Source organism: Actinoplanes couchii, assembly GCF_016862075.1.
In the GTDB taxonomy this organism is placed as follows: domain Bacteria; phylum Actinomycetota; class Actinomycetes; order Mycobacteriales; family Micromonosporaceae; genus Actinoplanes; species Actinoplanes couchii.
This window is the reverse complement of the sequence record NZ_BOMG01000114.1, coordinates 1-26,069: the sequence shown is the minus strand read 5'-3', so window position 1 is coordinate 26,069 and position 26,069 is coordinate 1. Positions and strand designations below refer to the sequence as shown.

Genomic DNA, 26,069 nt, shown 5'->3' with positions numbered 1-26,069 from the left:
CGCGCCCGGGTGTGTAACGGGGCCGATGATCACCCACCGGCCCCGTTCACGTTGCTCTCAGTTCACGGTCAACACCAGGTCAGGGCCGTGTTCGTACGGGTGACGTTGCTGATCGTGTTGTTGCTGCCGGTGCACGGGCTCCATCGGATGCTCGAATTCGACACCGTCAGGTTCTGGAACCGGATCCCGGACGACGGGGCGAACTCGGTCCGGGCCGCGATCCGGATCTCACCGCCACCGCTGACCGTGCCGGACACCCCGGCGACCGTCACGTTGTAGCAGTTCTCCACCAGGATCGCGTTGTTGCCGGTGTTCGCGATGTCGACCCGGTCGATGGTGGCGCCGCCGCTCTCCGACACACAGAACACGCCACGGCCGCCACCCCGCGCCTTGACCGTGCCGACCTTGATGTTCTGCGGGTACGCGTCACCCACCCGGCCGTTCCGGTTCGCCATCCGGAACGCGGCGTACCCGGTGCCGGTCCCGGCGTTCTCGGCGTCGACCGTACCGACGGTGGCGTTGATCGTCTGGTTGAGCAGCAGACCGGACTCTCCGACACTGCGGGCGGTGACGGTGCCGATGGTGATGCCGTCCACGCCGTAGGTCTCCATCGCGTGCGAACTCGCGCCGGAGACGTAGACCGTGTCCACCCGGACGTTACGGGTCCACTGGCTGGTGTCGCCCCGGTTGTCGATCCGCACGCCGAGGCCACTGCTCAGCCGCATGTCGATGGCGCCCAGCCAGACGTTCGTCACGTTGCGCATGAAGATGCCGTAGATCGGCGCGCCGGTGACGTTCAGGTAGGGCACCTCGATGTTGCTGACCCCGCGCGCGTAGATCGGGGCGTAGTCGCCACTGCCGCTGCCGGTCACGTTGATCGTGCCGCACACCGAGAGTGACGTGTAACTGGCCAGCGAGATCCGGCTGCCCGCGGTCATGCTGCCGTTGCCGCGGACCACCACCCGCTGGATCGAGGTACGCCCAGCGGTCAAGCTGCCGATCCCGGCCTGCACTGCCGCCCGAAAATCGGTGCCGGTGTAGACAGCGCTGCCGGCCGCGTTGCGCGCCGTCCAGGTACTGCCACTGACGGTCACCTGGGACTGGAACGTCCCGTCACCACAGGCGGCAGCATGCGCCGGAGCACCACCACCGGCCAGCCCGGCCGCAACCAGCAGCCCGGCGACGATGCCATGTCGAACTCTCATGGGGATTCCTCTCCTGATATCGGGGAACGCGCTCGGTATGGGGATGTGAGCGCTCACAGGAGCCTCAAAGCATACGCGACAATCGATGTCTTACGTTCCTCGACGGGACGAAGGCGCAGGCGCAAGCAGGGCGTGGGTACCGTGAGCTGGTGACCGAGCCTCCCCACCTCGACCATGTGACCGGCCTGGTCCTGATGCCGGAGGCGCCCGCCGGGGTGGTCTGCTGGACCGGCGCGCTCCGGAACCGGCCCGGCACGCCGGTGAGCGTGATCGTCGACGGGCGGACCGGCGGCGACCTGGACCCGGCTTTCATCGACGGCGTCTGTGCCGACCCCGGCATCCTGCTCGCCGCGGCGGCGACGGCCGCCGGCCTGGACCCCGACCTGATGGCCCGCTGGGATCCCGAGCTGACCTTCCGGCCCGGCCGAAACTGGGAGGTTCGGTTCGCCGAGGCCCCGGGCCCCACCGAGCTGGGCCTCCTGGTCGTCTTCGAGGGCGTCACCCCCACCGAGGTCGACGACATGTCCGACTGGGACTTCTGAACCACCCCCGCCTTCCCGCCTGCCGGCCCGGCGAGTCCAGGGCCAGGGCCGCGGCGGCGCGGCGATTCCTACCGGGCTCCGCGCCGGCCCGAGGGCTGGGGATGCCGCGCCCACCCCGAGCACCCCGCAGGCATGGGCCGCGCGGCGCTGCCGGAAGGCCTGTCGTTGCCCCGGGTCACGTCCGGTTCCCGGCGGACGCGCGGGCGTGGTCGATGATCAGGTCGGCGAAGGCGCCCGGCTGGTCGATCGGGGTGATGTGGCCGCAGTCGTCGAGCACGTGTTCGGTGAGCTTGCCGGTGATCGGCTCCAGTTGGCGAGCGGTGGCTCCGGCGATCGCACCGCCGCCGACGGCTAGCACCGGCGGGACCAATCGCCGGTCCCGGGCCCAGGCCTCGATCCATGCCGCGGTGGCCGGCATCGCGCGGTAGTGGTCGAAGGCGGCGGTGAGACTCGTCCGGCTCCGGTATGCCGCCACGATGATCCGGGCGAGGTCTTCCGGCAGGCCCCGGTGGCTGCCCGCGGCGAGGAAGAAGCGGATGTAGCGCTCCGCCGAGTCCGCCAGGACGTCCTCCGCCAGGCCGCCGGGCGCCTGATGGAAGCCGAACCACCACGGCGGCCCGTCGCGGAGGAACTCCTCGGCACCGGGCAGGGAGCCGAGCAGTCCTTCGGACAGGGTCAGGCTGCTCACCCACTCGGGGTGTGCCGCGGCCAGGGCGAACGCCGGGGTCACGCCCAGGTCGACGCCGGCGACGTGTGCCTCGGTGACGTCGAGGGCGGTCAGTAGACCGAGCAGATCCGCGGCGATCGCCGGTGCCTGGTACCCGCGTACCGCCGGGGTGCTGTCGCCGAGCCCGGGCAGGTCCGGCGCGATCGCCCGGAAGCCCGCGGCGGCCAGCCGGGGAGCTACCTCCCGCCAGATGGCGCGGGTGTGCGGGAAGCCGTGCAGCAGCAGGACGGCCGGCCCCCGCCCGAGGGTCTCCACGGCGATCTCGACGCCGTCGACGGGTATCCGGCGGGTGGTCGCCCCGCGGATGTGAGTGGACAGGGCCGGCTGGCGCACGAGGACCTCCATGGTTACGATTCGGGACGTGGTAACCGTAGGAAACCTCCAGTGAGCGGGCAAGAAGGCACTTTCCCGTCACCAGGTGACGCCGGGGTAACCACCTCGCCCGGTGATCTGTTCGATCCGCTGTGCCCGACGAGGCTGCTGCTCGACCGGGTGGGATCGCGATGGACGACCATGGCGGTGCTGTCGCTGGCCGCGGCCGACGGGGAGCTCCGGTTCGCGGAACTGAAGCGTGTGATGGCGGGCATCTCGCCGAAGATGCTGGCGCAGACCCTCAAGGCGCTGGAGCGGGACGGCCTCGTCGCCCGCCGGGTCGAGGCGACCAAGCCGCCCCGGGTCCATTACCGTCTCACCGGCCTGGGCATGACGCTCGTCGAGCCGTTGCGCGGTCTGCGCGAGTGGGCCGAGCGTTACATCCCCGTGGTCAGGGACAATGCCCGCGCCTTCGACGGAACCCTGTGAAGACGGAACCCTGTGAAGACGGAACCTTCTGAAGACGGACCGGCGGGCCGTGATCTGGTTCGTGAACCGGGCGGAGAGCATACTTGGCACCATGAGCACCGGGTTGCCGCAGACGGGTTCGGCGGGGCCGTGGGCTCGGCCGGGCCGCATGTGGCTGCCGTCCGGCTCGGTGGCGGTGAACGAATTCCTGGTGGGCTGGGCCGAGGGCGAGTTACGGCGGGCGCTGAGCCGGTCCACGCTGCTCGACGGGCGGGCGTTCGAGATCTTCGGGCAGGGCTCGCGTGTCAACGGCACCCATCTGGACCAGGGCAGTGACATCGACCTGGTGCTGATGCTCACGGCGCCTGTCCCCGGTTACGGCTGGGAGGAGTTCCGCGACGACGTCCTGACCGTTCTGGGCGAGTCGCACACCGTCCGGATGGGCCGCCGCTGCCTCAACGTCGACGATCCCGGGTCGCTCTTCGGGGAGATGGTGGACGTGCTCGTCGCCACCGAGCACCGCTGGTCTCCGGTGCCCGGCGCCGGCTTCTCCGAGCAGGGTGTCTTCTTCCGGGATCAGGACGGCCGGGCGATCGTCAACTTTCCCCGGCAACACCGGCGCAACGGCGACGCCAAGGACCGGCGGACCGGTGGCCGGTTCAAGGAGGCGGTCCGGGCGGCCAAGCGGGCCCGGCGGCGCGGCGGGGCGGATCTGATGATCGACGGCTGGCTCGCTCCGTCGTACCTGATCGAATGTCTGCTCTTCACTATCCCCGACCGGATCTACCGCTCGGCCGGGTCACCGGCGGCGGCCTACCGGGACGCCCTGGCGTGGCTGCGCCGCATGCACCGCGACGATCCGGTGACGTTCGGCGCCCTGCCCTGCCAGAACGGGATCAACCGGTTGTTCGGGCCGGGTCCGGATCAATGGGATCCGGGCGCTGCTGCGAGAATCATCGACGTCCTTCACCAACTCTGACGTCCGGGGCGGATCTTCGAGGCATGAGCGGTACAGCGGTATGACGTGGACGGCCGCGCAGACGGCTGCGGTGATAGTGCCGGTCATCGCGATCCTCGGGGCGGCGCTCACCGCGCTGCTGACCTATGGGCTCAACCAGCGTGGGGCACGCCGGGAGCGCCGGGCCCGGGCGTTCGGTGAGGCGCTCGCCGTCATCGAGGACTACGCGGAGATGCCGTACCGGATCCGGCGGCGCACCGGCACCGTGGAGGTGCGCCGGGAGCTCACCGAGGAGGTGAGCCGGATCTATTCGCGGCTCGCCTTCCACCAGGCGCTGCTGGACATCGAGGCGCCCGCGGTCGGTGCCGCCTACCGGCTGCTGGCCACCGAGGCCAAGGCCGAGGTCGGCGTGCAGATGAAGACGGCCTGGCAGAAACCGCTGCGGACCACGGACGCGGAGATGAACCTGGAGCAGCACTACGACCGCCGGCGGGTGGACGCCGCCCGGGACCGTTGTGTGAGGACGATGCGGGCGGCGCTCGGTCAGGGCCGGTTCCCGCTGCCGGTGAAGCGGCTCCCGTCCCGGGACGAGCCACCCCGAACATAGTCGGCGGAACACCTTGCCAGTATTTCCCGGGGATTAAATACTGTCGATATTGGGAGCGCTCCCAGAATCGACCCCAGGAGACGTCTGTGAAGCTGACCCGTACGAGAAGGAAGGTCGTCTCGGTTTTTGCCGGGGTCGTCCTCGCCCTGAGCGGAACGCCCGCGGTGAGTGCCGCACCGCCCGCCGACGACTGGCTGCACGTCAGCGGTAACCAGATCGTCGACGCCGCCGGGAACCCGGTATGGCTGACCGGGGCCAACTGGTTCGGGTTCAACGCCACCGAGCGGGTCTTCCACGGCCTGTGGTCGGCCAACATCACCGACATCACCCGGCAGATGTCGCAGCGCGGCATCAACCTGGTCCGCGTCCCGATCTCCACCCAGCTGCTGCTGGAGTGGAAGGCCGGCACCTTCGTCGCGCCGAACGTCAACACCTACGCCAACCCGGAGCTGACCGGGCTGAACAGCCTGCAGATCTTCGAGTACTGGCTGGAGCTGTGTGAGCGCTTCGGCATCAAGGTGCTGCTGGACGTGCACTCGGCCGAGGCCGACAACTCCGGGCACGTGCATCCGGTCTGGTGGAAGGGCTCGATCACGCCGGAGCTGTTCTACCAGGGCTGGGAGTGGGCGGCGAACCGCTGGAAGAACGACGACACGATCGTCGCCTTCGACATCAAGAACGAGCCGCACGGTACGCCGAACGACACCGTCCGCGCCAAATGGGACGGTTCCACCGACGTCGACAACTGGAAGCACACCGCGGAGACCGCCGCCAAGCGCATCCTGGCGATCAACCCGGAGGTGCTGATCGTCGTCGAGGGCAACGAGGTCTACCCGCGCGAGGGCGAGACCTGGAACTCCCCGAACACCGATCCGGACCGGTCACCGAACTACTACTACAACTGGTGGGGCGGCAACCTGCGCGGCGTCAAGGACCACCCGATCAGCCTCGGCGCGAACCAGGACCAGCTGGTCTACTCGCCGCACGACTACGGGCCTCTGGTCTTCAACCAGCCGTGGTTCGACAAGCCGTTCGACAAGACCACACTGACCGACGACGTGTGGCGGCCGAACTGGTTCTACCTGCACGAGAACAACACCGCGCCGCTGCTGATCGGTGAGTGGGGCGGCCGTCTCGGGCAGGACGCCCGGCAGGACAAGTGGATGACGGCGCTGCGGGACCTGATCGCCGAGAACAAGCTGCACCAGACGTTCTGGGTGCTGAACCCGAACTCGGGTGACACCGGCGGTCTGCTGCTGGACGACTGGAAGACCTGGGACGAGCAGAAGTACGCGCTGCTCAAACCGGCGCTGTGGCAGTACCAGAACAGGTTCGTCGGGCTCGACCACCAGGTCCCGCTCGGCGGCGACGGGTCGACCACGGGGATCAGTCTCGGACAGCGGTACGGCAACGGCGGGGAACCCGGCGACACCACCGCGCCGAGCGCCCCGGGCCAGCCCACGGCCGGCCCGATCACCGCGAACAGTGCGGCCCTGAGCTGGGCGGCGGCCACCGACAACGTGGGCGTGACCGCCTACGACGTGTTGCGCAACGGAACCGTGATCGCCACGGTGTCGGCCACGTCGTACACGGCGACGGGGTTGACCGCGAACACCGCGTACAGCTTCAGTGTCCGCGCCCGCGACGCGGCCGGGAACGTCTCCGCCGCCTCGGCCGCCCGCAGCGTGACCACCAGCAGCGGGACCGGAGGCGGCGGTGACCAGGGCTGTTCGGCCACGTTCGCCACGATCAGCTCGTGGAACGGCGGGTTCCAGGCCGAGGTGACGGTCAAGAACACCGGCACCACGGCCGGCGCCGCCTGGACGGTGAGCTGGACCTACCCGTCCACGACCACCGTCGCGTCACTGTGGAACGGCGTCCTCGGCACCCCGGCCGTGACGGTCCGCAACGCCGCCCACAACGGCGCCCTGGCCCCGGGCGCGAGCACCACGTTCGGCTTCACCGCGAACGGCCCGGCGGCCACCCCCGCAGCGCTGAGCTGCGCTGCCTCATAACAGAGGCATCGCCGGTCAGGGCTTCATCTTGCCGGTCAGCGGGCCGCTGTCGACGACGGGGCGGCCCAGCTGGGCGACGATCTGCTCCAGCTGCGGGCCGAGCGGCGTCTCACCCTTGGCCACCGCCGACTCGACCGGAACCTTGCGCCCGTCGGTGGTCACCACGTAGTAGCAGAGCAGCTGGCCGGTGAGGAAGTTGTCGCCGCCGGCCTTCCACAGCCACAGCTGGTCCACCTCGGGCCAGGCCACCGTCTCGAGCTTCTTGTTCTTGGAGTGCACCAGCCCGTTCTCGAACAGGTAGGTGGCGGTGAACCCGGCGAACAGCGCCATCACCGCGTAGCCCAGCACGATCACACCGAACACCATCAGCGGACAGGCGACGAACCGCAGAGCCCCGAAGTCCAGCGCCGACCCGATCCAGGCGACCAGGATGCCGGCGACGATCAGCGCGATCCCACCCCCGATCCCGAAGACCAGGTTCCCCACCGGATTGGTGCCCCGCTGCGCGGCGACGAGCTGCCCGAGCTGTCGCGCAGCGGCCGCCTGTATCACCTCGGGCGGAGGCGCCTGTGACGACGATGCGGAGGGCCCGCTCTCCGGAGACTGCGGCGGCTGAGTCATACGTTTCTCCCCTGTGACGATCGGAAAATCAACGGCGCCGATGATAGCCACAGATGATCAAGTAAGCCGCCCCACTGACTCCCCGTGACGAACCCGCCACCCGCCACCCGCCACCGAGATCCGGCCCGCGGAACTCAGCCGGCGATGGCGGCTTCCAGGGCCCGGACCGCGACCGGAACCCCGATCGTCTTCGCTATCGCCAGGGCCCATTCGCCCGCGCGGGCCAGGTGCCGAAGGACTTTGGCACCGTCATCCGCTTTCGCGGCGTTCTCCGCCGTCGCGATCTCGGCAAGGGCGAGTTCGTCCTCCGGAGAACCGGTGGTGAATCCCCGGGCCGCCTCCCGGAGCCGGCTCAGCTCCGCGGCCAGTTCCCGCAGGTCCACGTCAGCCGAGGTCTTGTGCCACACCTGGGTGAAATTCTGCCCGACGGCTACGGACCGCGGACCGACCGATCCGGCCTGCCCGACCTCGTAGTGGTCACCCATCACTACCTCCTCGATCTTGAAGTCCTGGTGCTTGAGGAGCGAGATCCCTCCCGCCCCGAGAGGAAGTTCGCCGATCAGCTTCGAGAGTTCCCGCGCGTCGAGAGCCGACTGAGGTGTCTGCCGATCTCGCAACGCGGGTCAGATCCAGCGGCCGCCCAGCCACATGCGGGTCGACCAGTCTTCGTAGGGCAGGGACGTTCCTACGAAGACCGGGTAGAAGTAGGCGAAGCAGAGGGCCACCAGCGCCATGAAGGTGCCGGCTACCACCGTTCCGACGATCTGGCGGTCGGAGCGTTCGTCGCCTGTCAGCATTCCGGCCGGTGGGGTCATGATCGCTCCCAGGGCGTAGGTCACCGCCAGGATCAGGAACGGTAGGGCGGGCATCGTGTAGAAGGCGAACATCGTGCGGCCGTCCTGGACCGCGTACCAGAACCACGGCAGCAGGCCGGCCACCACGCCGGTCATCAGGGCGTACGCCCGCCAGTCCCGCCTGGTCACGCCGAACCAGGTGAGGACACCCAGCGCCGGGATGAACGACCACCACAGCACCGGAGTGCCGAGCAGCAGCACCTCGGCGGCGCACGACGGCGCGCCGCACCCGCCGCCCGGATTCCAGTAGAAGGCGACCGGGCGGCCGAGCAGCAGCCACTGCCAGGGCCAGGACTGATAGGTGTGCTTCTCGGTCAGTCCGGTGTGGAAGTTGAACGCTTCCGAGTGGTAGTGGGCGAGATTGAGCAGGGCGCCGGCGACCGGGGGCTCGCTCCAGCCGTTGTCGGCGCGGTAGTGCCGGAACCAGCCGTCGTCGGTGACGAACCAGCCGGTCCAGCAGGCCAGGTAGACCAGGATCGCGATACCGAAGCTGAGGATCAACCAGCCCAGATCACCGAGGATCCCGGCGACGACCGGGCCGTGCACCCCGGCCGACCGGCGCGCCTGCGACCGCCAGACGAGCACCAGCGCGGCCAGGAACGGGGCGAAGAACAGCGCGCTCCACTTGACCCCGCAGGCCATGCCGAAGGTGATCCCGGCGACCAGCAGCCACCACGGCACGAACCGGGGCAGGTGCGGGGTCTTGTCCGGGTCGTAACCGTCGTCGAGTGCCCGTTGCCAGCTACGCCGGTAGTGATCCCGGTCCAGCAGCATCGCGGCGAAACTCATCAGGATGAACAGGGCGACGAAGATGTCCAGCAACGACGTCCGGGACAGCACCAACTGGAAGCCGTCCAGGGCCATCAGCAGGCCCGCGGCACCGGCCAGCACCAGGGAGCCGAACATCCGGTAGGCCACCCGGATCAGGATCAGCACCATCAGGGTGCCGGCCACGGCGGTGGAGAACCGCCAGCCGAACTCGTTGTTGCCGAAGAAGTACTCGCCGAAGGCGATCAGCCATTTCCCGAGCGGCGGGTGTACGACGTACGCCGCGCTGTTGCTCTTCTCGTCCCACTCCACACCGTGCTGAAGCAGGTCCCAGGCGTCGGTCGGATAGTAGACCTCGTCGAAGACCAGCCCTTTCGGGTTCTCCAGACCGGCGAACCGCAGGATCCCGGCGATCACCGTGATCAGCGCGGTGATCAGCCAGGAGTGTGTGTCGAAGCGCCGGCCGGGTGTCGCCAGCCGGCGCCGGACCGGATCGTCTGTCCGCAGTGGAGCAGTCATCACCCGGTGATCGTAAGGCGTCGATGGCCGTAAGGCGCCGAAGGCTGTCAGTCGTGCAGCACGCCGCCGGCGAAGGAGCGGCCGGGGATCGTGGCGACGAAGTCGACGGCGGCGGCCCGGTGCGGTTCGCCCAGCACGTCGGCGAGTGCGCCGGTCACCCCGGCGGCGAGCTGCTCGACCACGCCGGGGCGGGTGAACGCGGCCTCCTTGATACCGAACGTGACGGCCGCCGCGGGACTGCCGGCCGGGACGCCGCCGACTCCCCAGCGGCCGGGTGCGACACCGTGCAGGCGGATGTCGACGAGGGGCGGGCCCAGTCGCCGTAGACGGCCACCACCGCCTCGGTGAGCGCGGCGATCAGGCGGGGCTCGTTGCCGGTCAGGTCGGTCTCCGGCGCGTGGACGGACAGGTGCGGCATTAGGATCCCCCGAAAGGCTTTGGAGACAAAGGCTTTGAAAGCAAAGATAATTGGGGAGTACGAGGGTGTCAACCGAGGACGCGGTCCGGGAACTACTGCTGGTGATGCCCCGTATGGTCGGGCGGGTCAAGCGGATCCCGCCGCCCGACGAGATCCGGGACCTCGATCTGGCGCCCCGGCATCTGACCCTGCTGTCGCTGCTGCTGCTCGACGGGCCGCTCACCGTCAACGAGCTGGCCGCGCGTCTCGGCGTCGCACCGACCACGGTCAGCCTGCTGATCGGCGACCTGACCCGCAAAGGGGTGCTGGCCCGGCGGGCCGACGAGGCCGACCGGCGACGGCGGATCGTCGACATCAGCGACACCAGCCGCCCGGCCATCTCGGCGTGGCTCTCCCCCGGCGCCCGCGCGTGGCGGCACGCGCTCGCGCCGCTCACCGCCGAGCAGCAGCGGATGTTCGTCGACACCCTGCTGCGGTACGAGCAACACGTCGCCGGGGACGCGTGACGCGATGGCCGCGAAACGGACGCTGACCAGGGCCGCCGTGATCGCGGCGGGCCGGGAGCTGGCCGAGACCGGCGGGGTCGAGGCGGTGACGATGCGCCGGGTGGCGGCGCTGCTCGGGTGCTCGCCGATGGCGCTGTACCGGCACGTCGACGACCGGTCCGAACTGCTCGTGCTGGTACTGGAGGACCTGGCCGAGGGTATCGACGTGACCGTTGCCGATGACGTACCGCAGGAGCAGGTGGTGTCGCTCTTCCGAGGGTTGCACGCCTATCTCGGGGCGCACGTGTGGGCCGTGGACGTGCTGCGGGAGGGTGAGCTGTTCGCACCACGGGCGCTGATCTTCGTGGATGCCGCTCTGGGTGCGCTGCGGGCCGCCGGACTGGACACGGAACGCGCTGTCACGGCGTACGTCAATCTCTGGAATTTCACCGTGGGCGCGCTGTGCGCGACGCGCCCGACCGACCCGGACGCCGTGGCGCGCCGGCGGGAACTGACCGGGCGGGCGCCGCTGGCCGATCTGCCGCACGTGGTGACCGCTGTGCCGCTGCTGGACGGGTTGGATCCGGCGCGGGTTCACGAGGCCGGGCTGCGTGCGCTGGTGACGGGGCTCATCACCGCTTGACCAGTCGCCCAAGTTAGGCAAGCCTTACCTCTTGTTTACACTGTACGCAGGAGGTGGAGATGTCATCGGACCTGGGCACGCTGCTCAGACCGGTCCGGACCCCGCTGGTGATCGCGGGGGCGCTGCAGGTCGTCTCCGCGCTGGCCGGGCTGGTGCCGTTCCTGGCGATCGCCGAACTCGGGCGGATACTGCTGGGCGGCTCGGGTGATCCCTGGAGCGCCGTGATCTGGGCGATCGGCGGCCTGCTCACCCGCCTGATCACGATAGCGGTCGCCAACGCGGTCACGCACATCGCCGACGCCGAGTTGCAGCACGACATCCGCACCCGGATCGCCCGGCACCTGGCCCGGGTGCCGCTCGGCTGGTTCACCGAACGGTCCTCCGGCGAGATCAAGAAGGCCGCGCAGGACGACGTCGGCGCCATGCACCACCTCGTCGGCCACGCGGTGAACGACCTGGTCGCGGCGGTGGTCACACCGATCGCCGCGCTCGGCTACCTGTTCTGGGTGGACTGGCGGCTCACCCTGCTGATCCTGGCGGTGCTGCCACTGTTCCTCGGGTCGTACGCGGTGCTGATGCGCGGCTACCCGGAGAAGATGACGCAGTACACGGCCGCGCTGACCCGCATCAACACCGCTGTCGTCGAGTTCGTGCAGGGCATCGCCGTCGTCAAGACGTTCGGTCAGGCCCGCAAGGCCCACGGCCGGTTCCGGACCGCCGCCGACGACTTCGCGGTGTTCTTCGGCGCCTGGGCCACCTCGATGACCCGGGTCGAAGCCTTCGCCAGCGCCCTCATCTCCCCCGCCGTCATGCTGCTGGTCTCCCTCGGCGGCGGCGTCTGGTTCGTCTCGGCCGGCTGGCTGGCACCCGCCGACGTGCTGCCGTTCGTGCTGCTCGGCGTCGGTCTGACCGGCCCGGTGCTGGCCCTCGGCTTCGGCGCCAACAGCCTGCGCCAGGCCCGCGCCGCGGCCGAGCGGGTCGCCGGGCTGCTGGCCGTCGAGCCGCTGCCGGTCTCCGCCCGGCCCGCCGCACCGGCCGACAACCGGATCGTGTTCGCCGGGGTCGGGTTCAGCTACGACGGACGTGTCGACGTGCTGACCGATATCGACGTGGTGCTGGAGCCCGGCACCGTCACCGCCCTCGTCGGTCCCTCCGGATCCGGCAAGTCCACCCTGGCCGCGCTGGTTCCGCGCTTCTTCGACGTGACCAGCGGGACGATCACCGTCGGCGGGGCGGACGTCCGCGACATCGCGCCGGCCGACCTCTACCGGCAGGTCGGCTTCGTCTTCCAGGACGTCCGCCTGCTGCGCGCCAGCCTGCACGACAACATCGCGCTGGCCCGGCCCGGCGCGGGCGCCGACGAGGTGATCGCGGCCGCCACCGCCGCCCGGATCCACGACCGGATCCTGGAACTGCCGGACGGCTACGACACCGTCGTCGGCGAGGGCGCGCATCTGTCCGGCGGCGAGGCCCAGCGGGTCTCCATCGCCCGGGCCGTTCTCGCCGACGCGCCGATCCTCGTGCTCGACGAGGCCACCGCGTTCGCCGACCCGGAGTCCGAGGCCGCCATCCAGGACGCGCTGTCCGGGCTGATCGCCGGGCGGACCCTGCTGGTCATCGCGCACCGGCTGCACACCATCGCCGGCGCCGACCAGATCCTCGTCCTGGACGGCGGGCGGATCGCCGAACAGGGCACCCACGAAACCCTGCTGGCGGCCGGCGGCCGGTACGCCTCGCTCTGGAACGCGTCGTCGATGGAGGTCGCCCGATGATCCGCCGGCTCTCCCGGGTGCTCGGCGCCCCGTACGCCCGGCCGCTCCGGATGCACCTCGCCGGGTTGATCGTCTACGCGATCCTGCAGGGACTGGCGTTCGTGCTGATCGTGCCGGTGCTCCGTCCGCTGTTGCGCGGTGACGTGGACGCCGCCCTGCCCTGGGTGGCGGTGCTCGCCGGCACCGTGGTCGCGTGCGCCGCCGCCTACTGGATCCAGGCCCAGCTCGGGTACCGGCTCGGGACGGCGCTGTCCCAGGCCCTGCACCACCGGATCGGCGACCACCTGGCCGCCCTGCCGCTCGGCTGGTTCACCCCGGCGCGGGTCGGGCGGGTCGCCCGGATGAGCAGCACCGGCGTCGTCGACATCATGGGCGTGCCGGCCCACCTGCTCGCGCCGCTGGTCACGTCGTACGTCACGCCGGCCGTCGTGGTCTTCGCCATGATCTTCCTGGACTGGCGGCTCGCCGTGGCCACCCTGGTCGCCGTGCCACTGGTGATCCTGGTGTTCCGGTGGACCGCGCGGCTGTTCGCCGCCACCGACCACGCCGTCGACGCCGCCGGAGTGGAGGCCGCCAACCGGGTGGTCGAGTTCGCGCAGAACCAGGCGGTCCTGCGGGCCCACGGCCGGTCCGATTTCGATCAGCTGGAGGCGGCCCTGCTCGAACAGCGGGCCGCTGGGCGCAAGCAACTGCTCCGGGCCGTTCCGGGACTGGCCGCCGCCGGGCTCGTCGTCCAGGCGCTGGTGACGATCGTGCTGATCACCGGGGTGTACCTGGCCACCTCCGGGCCCACGGTCGACGCCGCCGCGCTCATCGCGCTGCTCGTGCTCACCGTGCGGTTCGCCGAACCGCTGATGGCCGCCGCCGAGCTCGGCGCCGCCGTGCGGATGGCCGGAAACAGCCTCGCCCGGGTGGACGAACTGCTCGCCACGCCGGTCCTGCCGGAACCCGCCACCGCCGGGACGTTCACCACGCCCGGGACGATCGAGCTGGACGGGGTGGGGTTCGGCTACGACTCCCGACCGGTGCTGCGCGACGTGAGTCTCCGCGTGCCGGCCCGGTCCGTGACGGCCCTGGTCGGGGCGTCGGGCTCGGGCAAGACCACGGTCGTGCGATTGGTGGCCAGGTTCTTCGACACCCGGACCGGCGTCGTACGGGTGGGCGGAGCCGACGTCCGCGACCTCACCACCGAACAGCTGATGTCGCAGATCTCGGTCGTGTTCCAGGACGTGTACCTCTTCGACGCCGGCATCGCCGACAACATCCGGGCCGGGCGGGCCGACGCCACCGACGCCGAGGTCGCCGCGGCTGCCGCACTGGCCCGGGTCGACGAGATCGCCGACCGGCTGCCCGACGGGTACGACACCCGCGTCGGCGAGGGCGGGGCGCGGCTCTCCGGTGGTGAGCGGCAGCGGATCTCCATCGCCCGGGCCATCCTGAAGGACGCGCCGATCGTGCTCCTGGACGAGGCGACCGCGGCCCTGGACCAGGACAACGAGGCGGCGATCACGGCGGCGCTGACCGCCCTGTCCCGGGACCGGACCCTGCTGGTGATCGCCCACCGCCTGCGGACGGTGCAGAGCGCCGACCAGATCGTGGTCCTGGCCGACGGCGGTGTCGCCGAGAGCGGCACCCACGAGGAGTTGCTGCTGCGCAACGGTCAGTACGCCCACTTCTGGAACGAGCGCTCCCGCGCCCGGGGCTGGCGGCTGACACCGGCATGACCGCCGCGCCGGCCCGGATGCGCTCCCCCGCATCCGGGCCGGCGCCGCCGAGGTCAGCGCCGGCGGGCCGGCCGGGCCGTCGCCACCCCGGCGGCCAGCAGGAGCAGCCCGGTGACCAGGGCGGCCAGGGTCGGCAGGGCGCCCGGCAACGGCGAGTCCCACGACCCCTCGATGTTCATCAGGGCCACCAGGTTGACCAGGCAGAGCACGCTGATCAGGGTGCCGAGAACGATCAGGTTCCGGGAGTAACGGGGAATGCGCATCCCGTGCGACGGGAGCGCGGCGGACAGCGGGCGATCGGCGGAGGCGGGCGGTGTCGCGGGCCCACTACCCAGGGCCGGGACCTCCCATCGGCCCGGATCCGGGTCCGGGAAGCCGCCGGGCATCGGGGCCGGAGTCGAAGGCGTGTACCGGTTGACGAGTTTCTGCTGGTCGATGTCCTGTTGGAGGTGGGTGAGGTCGCGGGTGAAGGCCGGGTCGTAGTAGGCGGCTCGTTCCAGGCGGGCCTGGAGGTGAGCGCGGATCTCCGGATCGCCGGGATCGGCGGCCAGGTCGCGCAGGGCGTCGGTGCCGAGCTGCTGCCGGATGCGCTCGATCAGCGCCTGCAGCAGGGGCGCCGCCGGTTCGGGAACCGGTGAGCGGGAACGTTCCAGGGCGGTTGCCGTCCAGGCGATGACGAGGGCCGGATCGAACACCGGATTCACCTCCGGGTTGACGGCCGATCGACGGCCGCGGATGAAGAACCAGTGTCCGGCCGATCAGGCGGCCCCCGAGTCGGGCCGCGGACAGCACAGCTGTCGCAAGGCGGACCCTCGTCCGCCGTGCCGGTGGGGGTGATCACCATGGGTAGGATGCCGGGTTGCGGCGCCCGGGACGGCGGCAGAGGGGACCTACGAGCATGAGCATGCCGCTGCGGGCGGGTGACCCGGCCGAGCTGGGACGGTACGAACTGGTCGGCCGGCTCGGCGAGGGCGGCATGGGCACCGTCTACCTGGGGCGCGGGCCGGACGGCCGGCTGGTCGCGATCAAGATGGTGCGCAACGAGTTCGCGCACGAGGCCGAGTTCCGGAACCGGTTCCGCAGCGAGGTGAACCGGGCCCAGCAGGTGCCGCCGTTCTCGACGGCCGAGGTGCTGGACGCCGATCCGGATCACGAGCCGCCGTACCTGGTGGTCGAGTTCGTCGACGGGCCGAGCCTGGCCGCCGAGGTCAAGGAGAAGGGCCCGCTGACCGGCGCCGCCCTGCACGGGGTGGCGGTGGGGATCGCCACGGCGCTGACCGCGATCCACGGCGCGGGCGTGATCCACCGGGATCTCAAGCCGGGGAACGTGCTGTTCGCGCGCGGTGGCATCAAGGTGATCGACTTCGGGATCGCGCGGGCGTTCGAGGCGACCAGCCAGCACACCCGTACCGATCAGATGGTCGGGACGGTCGCCTACATGGCGCCGGAGCGTTACGACCCGGTGGGCGGGCGCCCGGTGACGGCGGCGGCGGACATCTTCGCCTGGGGTGCGGTGGTGGCGTTCGCGGCCACCGGGCGGACCCCGTTCGCGGCCGACTCGGCGGCGGCCACCGCGATGCGGATCCTCACCCAGGAGCCCGACCTGACCGGGCTGCCGGAGTCGCTGACCGGGGTGGTCGCGCGGGCGCTGGCCAAGGATCCGGACGATCGACCCACCGCCCGTGAGCTGCTGGATCTCCTGCTGTCCGGGGACACCCACCGTACCGTGGCGGCCGCCACCGTCGCGGTGCCGACGGTCGCGGGCGGCCCGGGGACCGTGGTCGCCGCCCGGCCCCGGTTCGGGCGCCGGGCGGCGGTGCTGGTCACCGTGCTCGCCGTGCTGGTGGCGGCCGGGGCCGGGATCGGGATCCGGTACCTGTCGCGGGGCTCCGGTCAGGTCTCCGGGACGGGTCCGTTGCCCTCCGCCGGGGTGCCGTCGGCAGCGCAGCCGTCGGTGACGCCGTCGATGACCGCGGAGCAGAAGACCCAGGCGATCCTGCGGGGAACCCGCAAGACGCTGATCCACGTCGACGAGATCGACCGGGATCTGGCGATGGAGTCGCACTACACCGATCTGAAGGTGGGGGACGGCACCGGGGCGAAGTCGGAGTTCGCGCTGATCCCGGCGGGGGTCGAGTTCATGATCCGGTATCTGAGCGATCCGGAGACGCCGGAACCCTGTCTCGGGATCAAGTTCAACCCGGCCGGGGCCGCCCGGGTGGTGACCGCCGAGTGTTACGCCACCGAGGGCACCCTGTTCCGGGCGTCGAAGACCGGGGAGACGGACGACAAGGGGCGCCCGACCTATTGGATCTCCAACGAGAGCTACGGGGTCCTGCAGTGGAGCCCCGACAGCAAGGCCTTCTACGTGGAGGTGCTGGGCGACGCCCCGCCGGCCGCCTCGTTCAGCTTCGTCGACCGGGGCCCGCTGCCGTCCCCGTCCACCGGCGGTTAGAACTCGTCGACTCTCGGGGCCTGCGGCAGGCAGGTCCGGTCGATGGCCAGTTTGATCAGCTCGCGGGCGGTGGCGTGGTCGGTGGCGTCGGCGTCCGTGGTGCCCAGGGCGCGGGTGGTGTCGACGATCTCGTCGCCGGGGCGGCCGGCGGCCAGGCCGGTGCAGGCGGTGGCCGCGATGTCCTGGATCTGGCGGTCGGTGCGGCCCGCGGCGATCTCCGGCAGCTGGGCCCGGACCACGCCGACGAAGCTGTCCGGGTCCACCGAGGCCGACGGCGATGCTGTCGCCGCCTCGGCCGGTGCTCCTTTCGGGCCGGGGGTGCAACCCGTCGTCAGAGCGAGCACCGTCATCACCGCTGCCGTGGCAGGCAGGCGTCGCAACATGTCTTCCCCGTCGTCACCGGCTCCCGGGGGATGCCGTCTCGTCAGATCCCCGGCCGGAGGGGCTTGGCGGGGGTTGGGCAAGCCGAGGGTAGACGACAGGTGCTCGGCCGCGGGGGGCATGATCACCCGAATGGGTGCGGTACTCAGCGGTTTCACCACCATCTGGCTGATCTCGGCGCTGGGGTACGTGCTGGCCCGCGGCCGGGTCCTCGGGGACGAGGCGCCGCGGGTGCTGGCGCGGCTGGTGTTCTCGGTGGCCACTCCGGCCCTGCTGTTCGCCACGTTGAGCCGGACCAGCCTGGACCGGATCGTGACCGGGTCGCTGGTGGCGTTCGTGGCGTCCACGGTGCTGGTGTCGGTGGTGTACGCGCTGGTCGCGAAGCTGGTGTGGAAGCGGGACACGGCGCGGGCGACGATCGGGGCACTCGGGGCGTCGTACGTCAATGCCGGGAATCTGGGTCTCGCCGTCGCGGCCTACGTGCTCGGCGACGTGTCGCTGGTCGTGCCGGTGCTGCTGTTCCAGGTGCTGTTCTACGCGCCGTTCGCGCTGACCGTTCTCGATCTGGCGAGCGGGCAGGGCAAGCCGTCGCTGAAACGGCTGGCGCTGATCCCGGCCCGGAACCCGCTGATGATCGCGTCGGCGGCCGGCATCGCGGTGGCGGCCTCCGGGTGGACTCCCCCGGCGCTGTTCCTGGAACCGTTCGAGCTGGTGGGGGCGGCTGCGGTGCCCGCGGCGCTGCTGGCTTTCGGGATGTCGCTGCCGGGCGCCCGGCCGTTGCGGGCGGGACCGGAGTCACCGGACCGGTACCTGGCCGTCGCGCTCAAGATCCTCGTGCAGCCTCTGGCGGCGTACGCCATCGGGAAGTTGATCCTGGGTTTGACCGATGTTCAGGTTTTCGCCGCGGTGATCACGTCTGCTCTGCCCACGGCGCAGAACGTGTTCGTGTTCGCCCTGCGGTACCGGCAGTCGGAGACCCTGGCCCGCGACGTGATCGTGCTGTCGACGCCGGCCTCCGCGCTCGTCATGATCGTCGCCGCGGTTTTCCTGACCTGAAGGGGAGAAGGGCGGTTTTTCTGGCCTGATCGGGAGAAAGATCGGCGGGTAATCTGGAACTATTCCAGAAAAGCGCGCTAAGGTCTCCGGCATGACGGCCGACTTCGAGTCACGACTGCGGGCGGTCTCGCTTCGCGTGACCCGGCCCCGGCTGGCGGTGCTCCACGCGCTCGACGGGCATCCGCACGTCGACACCGACACGGTGCTCGCCCTGGTGCGAGCGGATCTTCCCACCGTGTCCCACCAGGCGGTCTACGATGTGCTGCGTGCCCTGACCGACACCGGTCTGGTGCGGCGCATCCAGCCCGCCGGCGCGACCGCGCGGTACGAGATGCGGGTGGGCGACAACCACCACCATGTCGTGTGCCGCTCGTGCGGCGCGATCGCCGACGTCGACTGTGCCACCGGCGAGGCCCCCTGTCTCACCGCCTCCGACGATCACGGCTTCGTGGTCGACGAGGCGGAGGTCGTCTACTGGGGCGCCTGCCCCACCTGCGCGAGCACCGCATCCCCTGAAACGAACCGGCACAGTTCGGAAGGAAACGAATGAGCGACAACCAAGACCCGAAGCAGAGCGGCTGCCCGGTGGCGCACGACTCGGTGACGGCACACGGCAGCGAGAGCGAGAACCCCGCGATCGACTCGCCGACCCCGGCGGTCGCCCGCCCGCGTACCAACAAGGACTGGTGGCCCAACCAGCTCGACCTGGCGCCGCTGCACCGGCGTTCGGCCAAGGGCAACCCGCTGGGCGCCGACTTCGACTACGCGACCGAGTTCGAGAAGCTCGACGTCGAGGCGCTCAAGGCCGACATCGTCACCGTGCTGACCACCTCGCAGGACTGGTGGCCGGCCGACTTCGGTCACTACGGCGGTCTGATGATCCGCCTCAGCTGGCACGCAGCGGGCACCTACCGGATCCACGACGGCCGCGGCGGCGCCGGCGACGGCAACCAGCGGTTCGCCCCGCTGAACAGCTGGCCGGACAACGCGAACCTGGACAAGGCGCGCCGCCTGCTCTGGCCGGTCAAGGCCAAGTACGGCCAGAAGGTCTCCTGGGCCGACCTGCTGGTGCTGGCCGGCAACGTGTCGCTGGAGTCGATGGGCTTCCAGACGTTCGGCTTCGCGTTCGGCCGCCCCGACGTGTGGGAGCCGGAGGAGATCTCCTGGGGTGTCGAGGACACCTGGCTCGGTGACGCCCGCTACCTGAGCGACACCGAGATGACCGACGAGGTCGGCGCCGCCGAGATGGGCCTGATCTACGTCAACCCGGAGGGTCCGCGGGGCAGCGCCGACCCGCTGCAGGCGGCCTGGTTCATCCGGGAGACCTTCGCCCGGATGGCGATGAACGACGAGGAGACCGTCGCGCTGATCGCCGGTGGTCACACCTTCGGCAAGGCGCACGGCGCGGCCCCCGCGGACGACGCCGTCGGCCCCGAGCCCGAGGGCGCCCCGATCGAGGCCCAGGGTCTCGGCTGGCTGAGCAGCCACGCCTCCGGCAAGGGCGGCGACACCATCACCTCCGGCCTCGAGGTCACCTGGACCGACAAGCCGACGCAGTGGAGCAACCGGTTCTTCGAGATCCTCTTCGGGTACGAGTGGGAGCTGACCACCAGCCCCGCCGGCGCGAAGCAGTACGTCGCCAAGAACGCCGAGGCGATCGTCCCGGACGCGCACGACCCGTCGAAGAAGCACCTGCCGACGATGCTGACGACCGACCTGTCGCTGCGTGTCGACCCGGCGTACGAGAAGATCTCCCGCCGGTTCCTGGAGAACCCGGAGGAGTTCCGGCTCGCGTTCGCCAAGGCCTGGTACAAACTGCTGCACCGCGACATGGGCCCGGTCGACCGTTTCCTCGGCCCGTGGGTGCCGGAGGCGCAGCTCTGGCAGGACCCGGTTCCGGCCGTCGAGGGTGCGCTCGTCGGTGACGCCGACGTCGCCGCGCTCAAGGCGAAGGTGCTGGACTCCGGCCTGAGCACCGCTGAGCTGGTGTCCGCGGCGTGGGCGTCGGCCGCCACGTTCCGCACCACCGACAAGCGCGGTGGCGCGAACGGCGCCCGCATCCGCCTGGAGCCGCAGCGCAGCTGGGAGGTCAACCAGCCGGTCATCGCGACGATCGACGCCCTGGAGGGCATCCAGCGCGAGTTCAACGCGGCCGGTGGCGCGCAGATCTCGCTCGCCGACCTGATCGTGCTGGCCGGTTCGGCAGCCGTGGAGAAGGCCGCCGCCGAGGCCGGCGTCAAGGTGACCGTCCCGTTCCGGGCCGGCCGCACCGACGCCTCCCAGGAGCAGACCGACGTCGAGTCGTTCCGCGTCCTGGAGCCGCGGGCCGACGGTTTCCGCAACTACCTGCGGCCGGGCGAGAAGAACCAGCCCGAGGTTCTGCTGATCGACCGCGCGTACATGCTGAACCTGACCGCTCCGCAGACGACCGCCCTGGTCGGTGGCCTGCGGGCGCTGGGCAACAACGTCAGCGGCGACCACGGTGTGCTCACCGACAAGCCCGGTGCGCTCACCACGGACTTCTTCGTCAACCTGCTCTCGCCCGGCACCACGTGGAAGGCGTCGGACACCGAGCACGTGTACGAGATCCGGGACGCCGGCACCGGCGAGCTGAAGTGGACCGCCACCGCGGTCGACCTGATCTTCGGCTCGAACTCGCAGCTGCGGGCCCTCGCCGAGGTCTACGCCAGCTCGGACGCGACCGAGAAGTTCGTGACCGACTTCGTCGCGGCCTGGGTCAAGGTCATGGAGAACGACCGCTTCGACCTGGCCTGATGTCTCACGGCAGCGGCCCCGGAAAGGGGCCGCTGCCGCCGGGCGTCAGGGAACCACGATGACGTACCCGATCGTCGACCTGGCGTCCGGGCCGTTCGGGCGGTCGACCTTCCACCAGCCCAGCGTGTCCGGGAACTCCTGCTGCGCGATGGCCCGGCCCTCGGCGGTCAGCAGCCGCCCGTAGTACGCCTGGGCGTACCGCGCCCGGATCGGGTAGGCGCCGGGATCGGCCGGCACGGTGATGTCGAACTCGACGGTCACCCACTGCGCCGCACCCGGGTTGTCCTCGGCGACCGCGCCGTTCACCCGCTTCGCGCCGCCACCGCTGCGCTGCTTGCCGTTCCACACCGAGACCTGCGCCTTGTCCTGCCCGGCGAGCCCGACGATGACCTGGTTGACGGCGTTGCCGCAGGATCCGCAGTCGTGCAGGACGTCCATGCTCACCCGGTGCACGCCGCCCTGCTTGACCTTCACCACGTCGCTCTGACCATCGATCCGCACATCGCGGATCTGGAACCGGGCGGGCTCCTGGAAGTCGATGGCGTTCGCGGGTGCGGCTACGAACACGGCCGGGACCAGCCCCAAGGTCAGGCTCACGGCAAGGGCAAGCAGTTTCATCTTTTCACCTTTTGTCGGGTTGTTACGGCGCATCAGTCTCGCCGTCACCGATCCGCGGCAGGCGCCGAATCTCCGGTGGGGTCACCCGTCAGGAGGCCGTCGCCACCTGGCCACGGCCTTCATGTTTGGCCTGGTAGAGACCCCGGTCGGCGTCGCTGAGCAGGGTGGGCAGCTCGCGGCGGCTGCCGTGGTGGACACCGATGCTCACCGATACCGTCAGGCCCTCGGCCGTCTCGTGCCAGGGATGGGTGCGGACCGCGTCCAGGATCTGCTGGGCCCGGGCGGTGGCCACCGCGGGCTGGACCTCGGCCAGGATCACCACGAACTCGTCGCCGCCGAGACGGGCGGCCAGGTCGATCTGGCGTACGTGAGCGGCCAGGATGTGCCCGAGCCGGGCCAGCACCACATCGCCGATGTCGTGGCCGAACCCGTCGTTGACCGCCTTGAAATGGTCGACGTCGATCATCATGACGGCGTAGTCGTCCTCGTCCTCGGCCTCGCCGACGGCCGCCAGGAAGGCCTGGTAACCACGGCGGTTGGCCAGGCCGGTCAGCTCGTCGATGATCAGGTCGCGGCGGAGTTTCTCGTGGTCCCGGCGGCGGCGGGCGCCGGCGATCGCGTCGCGGACCCCGGCCAGCCGGTCGGTGCGGTCGTTCCAGCGCAGGACGGCCAGTTCGTCGCCGTACCGCAGGGCCGCGGGGTTGGTCCCGGGCCGCCGGGCCATCAGGTGCAGCCGGAGCAGGTGGGCGCCGATCGGCAGGTACGCCTCGGCGTCGTCCGGGAACCGTTCGGCCAGGTCGGCGGCCCGCCCGGCGTCACCGGCCCGGGACGCCTGGACCGCCGCGGCGAGCACCCCGACGCCCTCCTCGACGTCGGGGACCGGGGCGCCGCCGATCGCGCACAGCATCTGGCGGACGTAGTGGAACAGCACCACCCACTGCGGCGGCCAGTCCGGGCCGGTCGGATCGACGGTGGCCACGGCGGACCGGGCCCGGTCGGCGGCCGCCTCCCACTCCCCCACCGCGGCGAGCCGGCAGGCCTGGTCCAGCGCGAGATCCTCCAGGTTGTTGAGGACCACCCGCTGCTGCAGGACCTTGGTGGCCGGCCAGGCCGGGTCGCTCTCGGCGGCCAGCTCCCGCTCGGTGCTCTCGTAGAACTCCTGCGCCAGCTCCCAGAAACCCAGGTCGTGGCAGACACACGCGACCTCGATCAGGGCGGCGGCCCGGTGCACGGTGAGGCTCGGCGGATCGTTCTCGTCGAGCAGCACGATCGCCTCGACCAGGAAACCCGCGGTCGAGTCGCCGATCGTCCCGAGGTGCCGGCGCCGGGACCGCCGGGCCGCCCGCACCGCCGACACCAGGGCGAGCAGCGCCGGGTCGCCGTTGCGGATCGCGGCGTCGGCCATCGCGGCGACGTGCTCGGTGTCGTCCGCGCCGACGTCCAGGCAGGCCAGCGAGCGGGCGAAGTTGAGCACCACCCGCACGTCGTCCCAACCCCGCTCGGCGGCCTCCCGGTCGGCGGCGTCCACGGCCTCCGCCTCGTGGTGGGCCTGAGCGGCCTCGACCAGCCGATACGCCTCGCCGATCGCGGATTCGTGAGAGGAATGGGTATCCACCGGCGGCGCACTCCTTCCGGCGCCACGGCGGCGGGCACCTCAGGCGGCCGGTCGCGGTCCGCGTGGGCGTGGCGCGTAGCCGGGTGGTTGCTGCGGTTCGGGCAACAACGGATCCAGCCGTACGACCGGGCGGGTGACCGTTTCGTCCGCGTTCACCTCGACGTGATCACCGTACAACAGGATCGGCAGCCGTCCGCCGTGTCCGTCCCGCAAGCCGACCCGGGCGGTCTCGTGATCGGCCTCCACCCACAGGCGCAGGCCGCTGTGCCGCAGGTGGAAGCGCATCCGGGTGATGCCGGCCGGCAGCCGCGGCGCCAGCTCGATCCGGGCCGGGCCGGTGGCGGACTCGCGCAGCCCGCCGAAGCCCTCGACGATCGCCGACCACGCTCCGGCCAGCGAGGCCACGTGCAGGCCGTCGCGGGTGTTGCCGTGCAGGTCACGGAGGTCGACCATGGCGGCTTCCCAGGCATACGCGTGGGCGAGTTCGAGGTGTCCGACGTCGGCGCACATCACCGCCTGGGTGCAGGCGGACAGCGACGAGTCCCGGACGGTGATCCGCTCGTAGTAGTCGACGTTGCGGGCCCGCTGCTCCGGGGTGAACGCCTCCGGGCACCAGTGCATGGCCAGCACCAGGTCGGCCTGTTTGCAGACCTGCCGGCGGTAGAGCTGGAAGTACGGGGCCTTCAGCATCAGCGGTCCGTCGATCCGCTGCTCCGGGAACGGCCAGGGCGCGTACCTGGTGAAACCCTCGGACTGCGGATGAACACCCAGGCGATCGTCGTACGGGATGTGCACGGTGTCCGCGCAGTGCAGCCAGGTCTTCGGCTCGTCCGCGCCGACGCCGAGCCGCTCGGCCAGCTCCGGATGCCGCTCGCAGGCGTCCGCGGCGGCCCGCAGGTTCCCGGCAGCGGCCAGGTTGGTGAAGACGTTGTCGTCGGCGACGGCGCTGTACTCGTCGGGGCCGGTCACCCCGTCGATGTGCCAGCGCCCGTCGGCGTCGTGGTGGCCGTGCGAGACCCAGAGCCGGGCGGTCTCCACCAGGATCTCCAGCCCGCACTCCTGCTCCAGCGCGGTGTCGCCGGTGATCCGTCGGTAGCGGTCGACGGCCCGGGCGATCGCGGCGTTCAGGTGCAGGGCCGCGGTGCCGGCCGGCCAGTACGCCGAACACTCCGAACCGCCGATGGTGCGCCACGGGAACGCCGCGCCGGACAGGCCGAGCATCCGGGCCCGCTGCCGGGCCATCGGCAGCAGCGAGTGCCGCCAGCGCAGGGCGTCGGCCGCGGCGCGCGGGGCGGTGTACGTCAGCAGCGGCAGCACGTGGCCCTCGGTGTCCCAGAACGCGTGCCCGTCGTACCCCGGCCCGGTCAGGCCCTTGCCCGGGATGGGCCGCTGCTCGGCTCGCGCGCCCGCCTGCAGCACGTGGAACAGCCCGAACCGGACCGCCTGCTGCAGGGCCGGATCGCCGTCGATCTCCACGTCGGCGGAGTCCCAGAAGTCGTCCAGGTAGGCGCGCTGTTCGGCGACGAGACCGTCCCAGCCGACGTAACGGGCCGTGTTCAGCGCGGCGGCGACCTGGTCACGCAGCGCTTCGGTGGATCGTGAGCCGCTCCACCCGTACGCCAGGAACTTGATGATCCGTAGCCTGCCGCCGGGCGGCAGAACGGTGACCACCGTGGTCCTCGCCCAGTCCTCGCGGACGTCGGTCTCCTCCTCGTAGTCGATCTCCTCGCCGCCGGCCGAGGAGGAGACGACGTGGTCCATTCCGGCACCCAGAAGCAGGCGGCTGCGGCGGGTCCGGTGCAGCAGGACCGCCCCGTGCTGCTCGGTGTCCTGCTCGACCGCCTCCAGCGGATCCTCCAGGGCGGCCGCCACCCGCGGGTCGTCGGAGACCTTGACCTGCTCCTCGTCGGCGGCCAGCCCGGACTGCACGGTGATCCGCACCTCGTGGTCGACGGCCTCCACCTCGTGCACGATCGCGGCGACGGCACGCTGGGTGAAGGAGACGAGGCGCTCGCTGCGGATCCGGACCCGGCGGCCGGCCGGCGACTCCCAGTCCACCTCGCGGCGCAGCACACCCGCCCGCAGGTCGAGAACGCGCTGGTGGGAGTGCAGGACACCGCGGCCGACGTGGAACTGCTCGTCGTCCACGGTCAGCCGGACGATCTTGCCGTCGGTCACGTTCACCACGGTCTGTCCCTCTTCGGGGTACCCGTAGCCGCCCTCCGGGTAGGGCAGCGGGCGGTCCTCGTAGAACGAGTTGAGGTACGTCCCGGAGATCTCGTGGGGTTCGCCCTCGTCCAGGTTGCCGCGCAGGCCCAGATATCCGTTGGCCAGTGCGAACACCGACTCGGTCTGGGCCAGCAGGGCGGTGTCCAGGCGCGTCTCGCGCACCTGCCAGGGCTCGGCGGGGCAGATCTCCTCGTCTATCACGCCCTCTTCGATAACCCGGCCGGACGCTGCGAAAACTGCGAAGAACCTGGCAACCGACCGGAAACCATCGCGCTCCGGGTTGGTGATCCACCCGTCGCGGC

The 26,069-nt window shown here is 70.9% G+C and carries 25 protein-coding genes; 13 read left to right on the top strand and 12 right to left on the bottom strand.

Annotated elements, in window-relative coordinates; all coding sequences use genetic code 11:
* Positions 1-68 precede the first annotated feature (68 nt).
* Positions 69-1,205, bottom strand: coding sequence for a hypothetical protein (locus tag Aco03nite_RS45455; protein ID WP_239145969.1), 1,137 nt, complete (start codon positions 1,203-1,205; stop codon positions 69-71).
* Positions 1,206-1,354: 149 nt separating this feature from the next.
* Here Aco03nite_RS45455 and Aco03nite_RS45450 point away from each other — a divergent pair, with 149 nt between their 5' ends.
* Positions 1,355-1,747: a hypothetical protein gene (locus Aco03nite_RS45450; RefSeq protein ID WP_203808062.1), complete on the top strand. Its 393-nt coding sequence runs from the start codon at positions 1,355-1,357 to the stop codon at positions 1,745-1,747.
* A gap of 175 nt (positions 1,748-1,922) precedes the next feature.
* On the opposite strand, the gene Aco03nite_RS45445 is transcribed toward Aco03nite_RS45450, so the two are convergent.
* On the bottom strand, positions 1,923-2,819 hold the full coding sequence (locus tag Aco03nite_RS45445) for an alpha/beta fold hydrolase (RefSeq protein WP_203808060.1): 897 nt from the start codon (positions 2,817-2,819) through the stop codon (positions 1,923-1,925).
* A 39-nt stretch (positions 2,820-2,858) separates the two neighbouring features.
* On the opposite strand from Aco03nite_RS45445, the gene Aco03nite_RS45440 reads away from it, so the two are divergent.
* The 4 genes from Aco03nite_RS45440 (at position 2,859) to Aco03nite_RS45425 (ending at position 6,834) form a co-directional block, all read left to right on the top strand.
* Positions 2,859-3,275: a winged helix-turn-helix transcriptional regulator gene (locus Aco03nite_RS45440; RefSeq protein ID WP_203808058.1), complete on the top strand. Its 417-nt coding sequence runs from the start codon at positions 2,859-2,861 to the stop codon at positions 3,273-3,275.
* A 91-nt stretch (positions 3,276-3,366) separates the two neighbouring features.
* The gene (locus Aco03nite_RS45435) at positions 3,367-4,233 is read left to right on the top strand and encodes a nucleotidyltransferase-like protein (RefSeq protein ID WP_203808056.1); all 867 of its coding nucleotides are present in this window, start codon (positions 3,367-3,369) and stop codon (positions 4,231-4,233) included.
* A 40-nt stretch (positions 4,234-4,273) separates the two neighbouring features.
* On the top strand, positions 4,274-4,819 hold the full coding sequence (locus Aco03nite_RS45430; protein WP_203808054.1) for a hypothetical protein: 546 nt from the start codon (positions 4,274-4,276) through the stop codon (positions 4,817-4,819).
* Between the two features lie 146 nt (positions 4,820-4,965).
* Positions 4,966-6,834: a cellulase family glycosylhydrolase gene (locus tag Aco03nite_RS45425; protein ID WP_239145975.1), complete on the top strand. Its 1,869-nt coding sequence runs from the start codon at positions 4,966-4,968 to the stop codon at positions 6,832-6,834.
* Between the two features lie 15 nt (positions 6,835-6,849).
* Here the strand turns inward: Aco03nite_RS45425 and Aco03nite_RS45420 are convergent, their stop codons facing one another.
* From Aco03nite_RS45420 to Aco03nite_RS45405, 5 genes are all read right to left on the bottom strand, one after another.
* Positions 6,850-7,455 (bottom strand): DUF6585 family protein, encoded by a 606-nt coding sequence (locus Aco03nite_RS45420; protein ID WP_203808050.1) that lies wholly within the window; start codon positions 7,453-7,455, stop codon positions 6,850-6,852.
* 134 nt (positions 7,456-7,589) lie between these two features.
* Positions 7,590-7,940, bottom strand: a complete 351-nt coding sequence (locus Aco03nite_RS45415) for a hypothetical protein (protein ID WP_203808048.1) — start codon at positions 7,938-7,940, stop codon at positions 7,590-7,592.
* 138 nt (positions 7,941-8,078) lie between these two features.
* Complete coding sequence (locus Aco03nite_RS45410) at positions 8,079-9,596, bottom strand: dolichyl-phosphate-mannose--protein mannosyltransferase (RefSeq protein ID WP_203808166.1); 1,518 nt, start codon at positions 9,594-9,596, stop codon at positions 8,079-8,081.
* Between the two features lie 47 nt (positions 9,597-9,643).
* Positions 9,644-9,778: a hypothetical protein gene (locus tag Aco03nite_RS54440; RefSeq protein WP_275415975.1), complete on the bottom strand. Its 135-nt coding sequence runs from the start codon at positions 9,776-9,778 to the stop codon at positions 9,644-9,646.
* Positions 9,751-10,014, bottom strand: a complete 264-nt coding sequence (locus tag Aco03nite_RS45405) for a hypothetical protein (RefSeq protein ID WP_203808046.1) — start codon at positions 10,012-10,014, stop codon at positions 9,751-9,753. Before Aco03nite_RS45405 ends, Aco03nite_RS54440 begins: the two co-directional genes overlap by 28 nt.
* A gap of 65 nt (positions 10,015-10,079) precedes the next feature.
* Between Aco03nite_RS45405 and Aco03nite_RS45400 the strand changes: the two genes are divergently transcribed.
* Genes Aco03nite_RS45400 through Aco03nite_RS45385 form a run of 4 tightly spaced genes read left to right on the top strand, consistent with a single transcriptional unit; the run spans position 10,080 to position 14,638 of the window.
* The gene (locus Aco03nite_RS45400) at positions 10,080-10,520 is read left to right on the top strand and encodes a MarR family transcriptional regulator (protein ID WP_203808044.1); all 441 of its coding nucleotides are present in this window, start codon (positions 10,080-10,082) and stop codon (positions 10,518-10,520) included.
* A gap of 4 nt (positions 10,521-10,524) precedes the next feature.
* Positions 10,525-11,142, top strand: a complete 618-nt coding sequence (locus Aco03nite_RS45395) for a TetR/AcrR family transcriptional regulator (protein WP_203808042.1) — start codon at positions 10,525-10,527, stop codon at positions 11,140-11,142.
* Between the two features lie 59 nt (positions 11,143-11,201).
* Positions 11,202-12,914 (top strand): ABC transporter ATP-binding protein, encoded by a 1,713-nt coding sequence (locus Aco03nite_RS45390; RefSeq protein WP_203808040.1) that lies wholly within the window; start codon positions 11,202-11,204, stop codon positions 12,912-12,914.
* The gene (locus Aco03nite_RS45385) at positions 12,911-14,638 is read left to right on the top strand and encodes an ABC transporter ATP-binding protein (protein WP_203808038.1); all 1,728 of its coding nucleotides are present in this window, start codon (positions 12,911-12,913) and stop codon (positions 14,636-14,638) included. The genes Aco03nite_RS45390 and Aco03nite_RS45385 overlap by 4 nt, the downstream gene beginning before the upstream one ends.
* Before the next feature lie 53 nt (positions 14,639-14,691).
* Here the strand turns inward: Aco03nite_RS45385 and Aco03nite_RS45380 are convergent, their stop codons facing one another.
* The gene (locus tag Aco03nite_RS45380) at positions 14,692-15,333 is read right to left on the bottom strand and encodes an ABC transporter permease family protein (protein WP_203808036.1); all 642 of its coding nucleotides are present in this window, start codon (positions 15,331-15,333) and stop codon (positions 14,692-14,694) included.
* A gap of 203 nt (positions 15,334-15,536) precedes the next feature.
* Here Aco03nite_RS45380 and Aco03nite_RS45375 point away from each other — a divergent pair, with 203 nt between their 5' ends.
* The gene (locus Aco03nite_RS45375; protein WP_203808034.1) at positions 15,537-17,093 is read left to right on the top strand and encodes a serine/threonine protein kinase; all 1,557 of its coding nucleotides are present in this window, start codon (positions 15,537-15,539) and stop codon (positions 17,091-17,093) included.
* Here the strand turns inward: Aco03nite_RS45375 and Aco03nite_RS45370 are convergent.
* Positions 17,090-17,476 (bottom strand): hypothetical protein, encoded by a 387-nt coding sequence (locus tag Aco03nite_RS45370; RefSeq protein WP_203808032.1) that lies wholly within the window; start codon positions 17,474-17,476, stop codon positions 17,090-17,092. The genes Aco03nite_RS45375 and Aco03nite_RS45370 overlap by 4 nt on opposite strands.
* A 130-nt stretch (positions 17,477-17,606) precedes the next feature.
* On the opposite strand from Aco03nite_RS45370, the gene Aco03nite_RS45365 reads away from it, so the two are divergent.
* From Aco03nite_RS45365 to katG, 3 genes are all read left to right on the top strand, one after another.
* The gene (locus tag Aco03nite_RS45365) at positions 17,607-18,530 is read left to right on the top strand and encodes an AEC family transporter (protein WP_203808030.1); all 924 of its coding nucleotides are present in this window, start codon (positions 17,607-17,609) and stop codon (positions 18,528-18,530) included.
* A 91-nt stretch (positions 18,531-18,621) separates the two neighbouring features.
* A complete protein-coding gene (locus Aco03nite_RS45360; protein ID WP_203808028.1) occupies positions 18,622-19,080 on the top strand; it encodes a Fur family transcriptional regulator in 459 nt (152 codons plus the stop codon).
* Entirely contained in the window at positions 19,077-21,305 is a 2,229-nt protein-coding gene (katG, locus tag Aco03nite_RS45355) for a catalase/peroxidase HPI (protein ID WP_203808026.1), read from the top strand. The genes Aco03nite_RS45360 and katG overlap by 4 nt, the downstream gene beginning before the upstream one ends.
* A 45-nt stretch (positions 21,306-21,350) precedes the next feature.
* Here the strand turns inward: katG and Aco03nite_RS45350 are convergent, their stop codons facing one another.
* The 3 genes from Aco03nite_RS45350 to Aco03nite_RS45340 all read right to left on the bottom strand — a co-directional run bounded on the left by Aco03nite_RS45350 (position 21,351) and on the right by Aco03nite_RS45340 (position 25,968).
* Positions 21,351-21,923 carry a hypothetical protein gene (locus tag Aco03nite_RS45350; RefSeq protein WP_203808024.1) on the bottom strand — a complete coding sequence of 191 codons (573 nt, stop codon included), beginning with the start codon at positions 21,921-21,923 and terminating at the stop codon, positions 21,351-21,353.
* Positions 21,924-22,011: 88 nt separating this feature from the next.
* Positions 22,012-23,538, bottom strand: a complete 1,527-nt coding sequence (locus Aco03nite_RS45345) for a GGDEF domain-containing protein (protein ID WP_203808022.1) — start codon at positions 23,536-23,538, stop codon at positions 22,012-22,014.
* Between the two features lie 39 nt (positions 23,539-23,577).
* On the bottom strand, positions 23,578-25,968 hold the full coding sequence (locus Aco03nite_RS45340) for a glycoside hydrolase family 65 protein (protein WP_203808164.1): 2,391 nt from the start codon (positions 25,966-25,968) through the stop codon (positions 23,578-23,580).
* Positions 25,969-26,069 lie beyond the last annotated feature (101 nt).

Bases quoted from the DNA above. Each gene is read 5' to 3' on its own strand.
- Aco03nite_RS45455 (WP_239145969.1), bottom strand. From the start codon at position 1,205: ATGAGAGTTCGACATGGCATCGTCGCCGGGCTGCTGGTTGCGGCCGGG.
- Aco03nite_RS45445 (WP_203808060.1), bottom strand. From the start codon at position 2,819: ATGGAGGTCCTCGTGCGCCAGCCGGCCCTGTCCACTCACATCCGCGGG.
- Aco03nite_RS45435 (WP_203808056.1), top strand. From the start codon at position 3,367: ATGAGCACCGGGTTGCCGCAGACGGGTTCGGCGGGGCCGTGGGCTCGG.
- Aco03nite_RS45430 (WP_203808054.1), top strand. From the start codon at position 4,274: ATGACGTGGACGGCCGCGCAGACGGCTGCGGTGATAGTGCCGGTCATC.
- Aco03nite_RS45420 (WP_203808050.1), bottom strand. From the start codon at position 7,455: ATGACTCAGCCGCCGCAGTCTCCGGAGAGCGGGCCCTCCGCATCGTCG.
- Aco03nite_RS45415 (WP_203808048.1), bottom strand. From the start codon at position 7,940: ATGGGTGACCACTACGAGGTCGGGCAGGCCGGATCGGTCGGTCCGCGG.
- Aco03nite_RS45410 (WP_203808166.1), bottom strand. From the start codon at position 9,596: ATGACTGCTCCACTGCGGACAGACGATCCGGTCCGGCGCCGGCTGGCG.
- Aco03nite_RS45405 (WP_203808046.1), bottom strand. From the start codon at position 10,014: ATGCCGCACCTGTCCGTCCACGCGCCGGAGACCGACCTGACCGGCAAC.
- Aco03nite_RS45395 (WP_203808042.1), top strand. From the start codon at position 10,525: ATGGCCGCGAAACGGACGCTGACCAGGGCCGCCGTGATCGCGGCGGGC.
- Aco03nite_RS45390 (WP_203808040.1), top strand. From the start codon at position 11,202: ATGTCATCGGACCTGGGCACGCTGCTCAGACCGGTCCGGACCCCGCTG.
- Aco03nite_RS45385 (WP_203808038.1), top strand. From the start codon at position 12,911: ATGATCCGCCGGCTCTCCCGGGTGCTCGGCGCCCCGTACGCCCGGCCG.
- Aco03nite_RS45375 (WP_203808034.1), top strand. From the start codon at position 15,537: ATGAGCATGCCGCTGCGGGCGGGTGACCCGGCCGAGCTGGGACGGTAC.
- Aco03nite_RS45370 (WP_203808032.1), bottom strand. From the start codon at position 17,476: ATGTTGCGACGCCTGCCTGCCACGGCAGCGGTGATGACGGTGCTCGCT.
- Aco03nite_RS45365 (WP_203808030.1), top strand. From the start codon at position 17,607: ATGGGTGCGGTACTCAGCGGTTTCACCACCATCTGGCTGATCTCGGCG.
- Aco03nite_RS45360 (WP_203808028.1), top strand. From the start codon at position 18,622: ATGACGGCCGACTTCGAGTCACGACTGCGGGCGGTCTCGCTTCGCGTG.
- katG (WP_203808026.1), top strand. From the start codon at position 19,077: ATGAGCGACAACCAAGACCCGAAGCAGAGCGGCTGCCCGGTGGCGCAC.
- Aco03nite_RS45350 (WP_203808024.1), bottom strand. From the start codon at position 21,923: ATGAAACTGCTTGCCCTTGCCGTGAGCCTGACCTTGGGGCTGGTCCCG.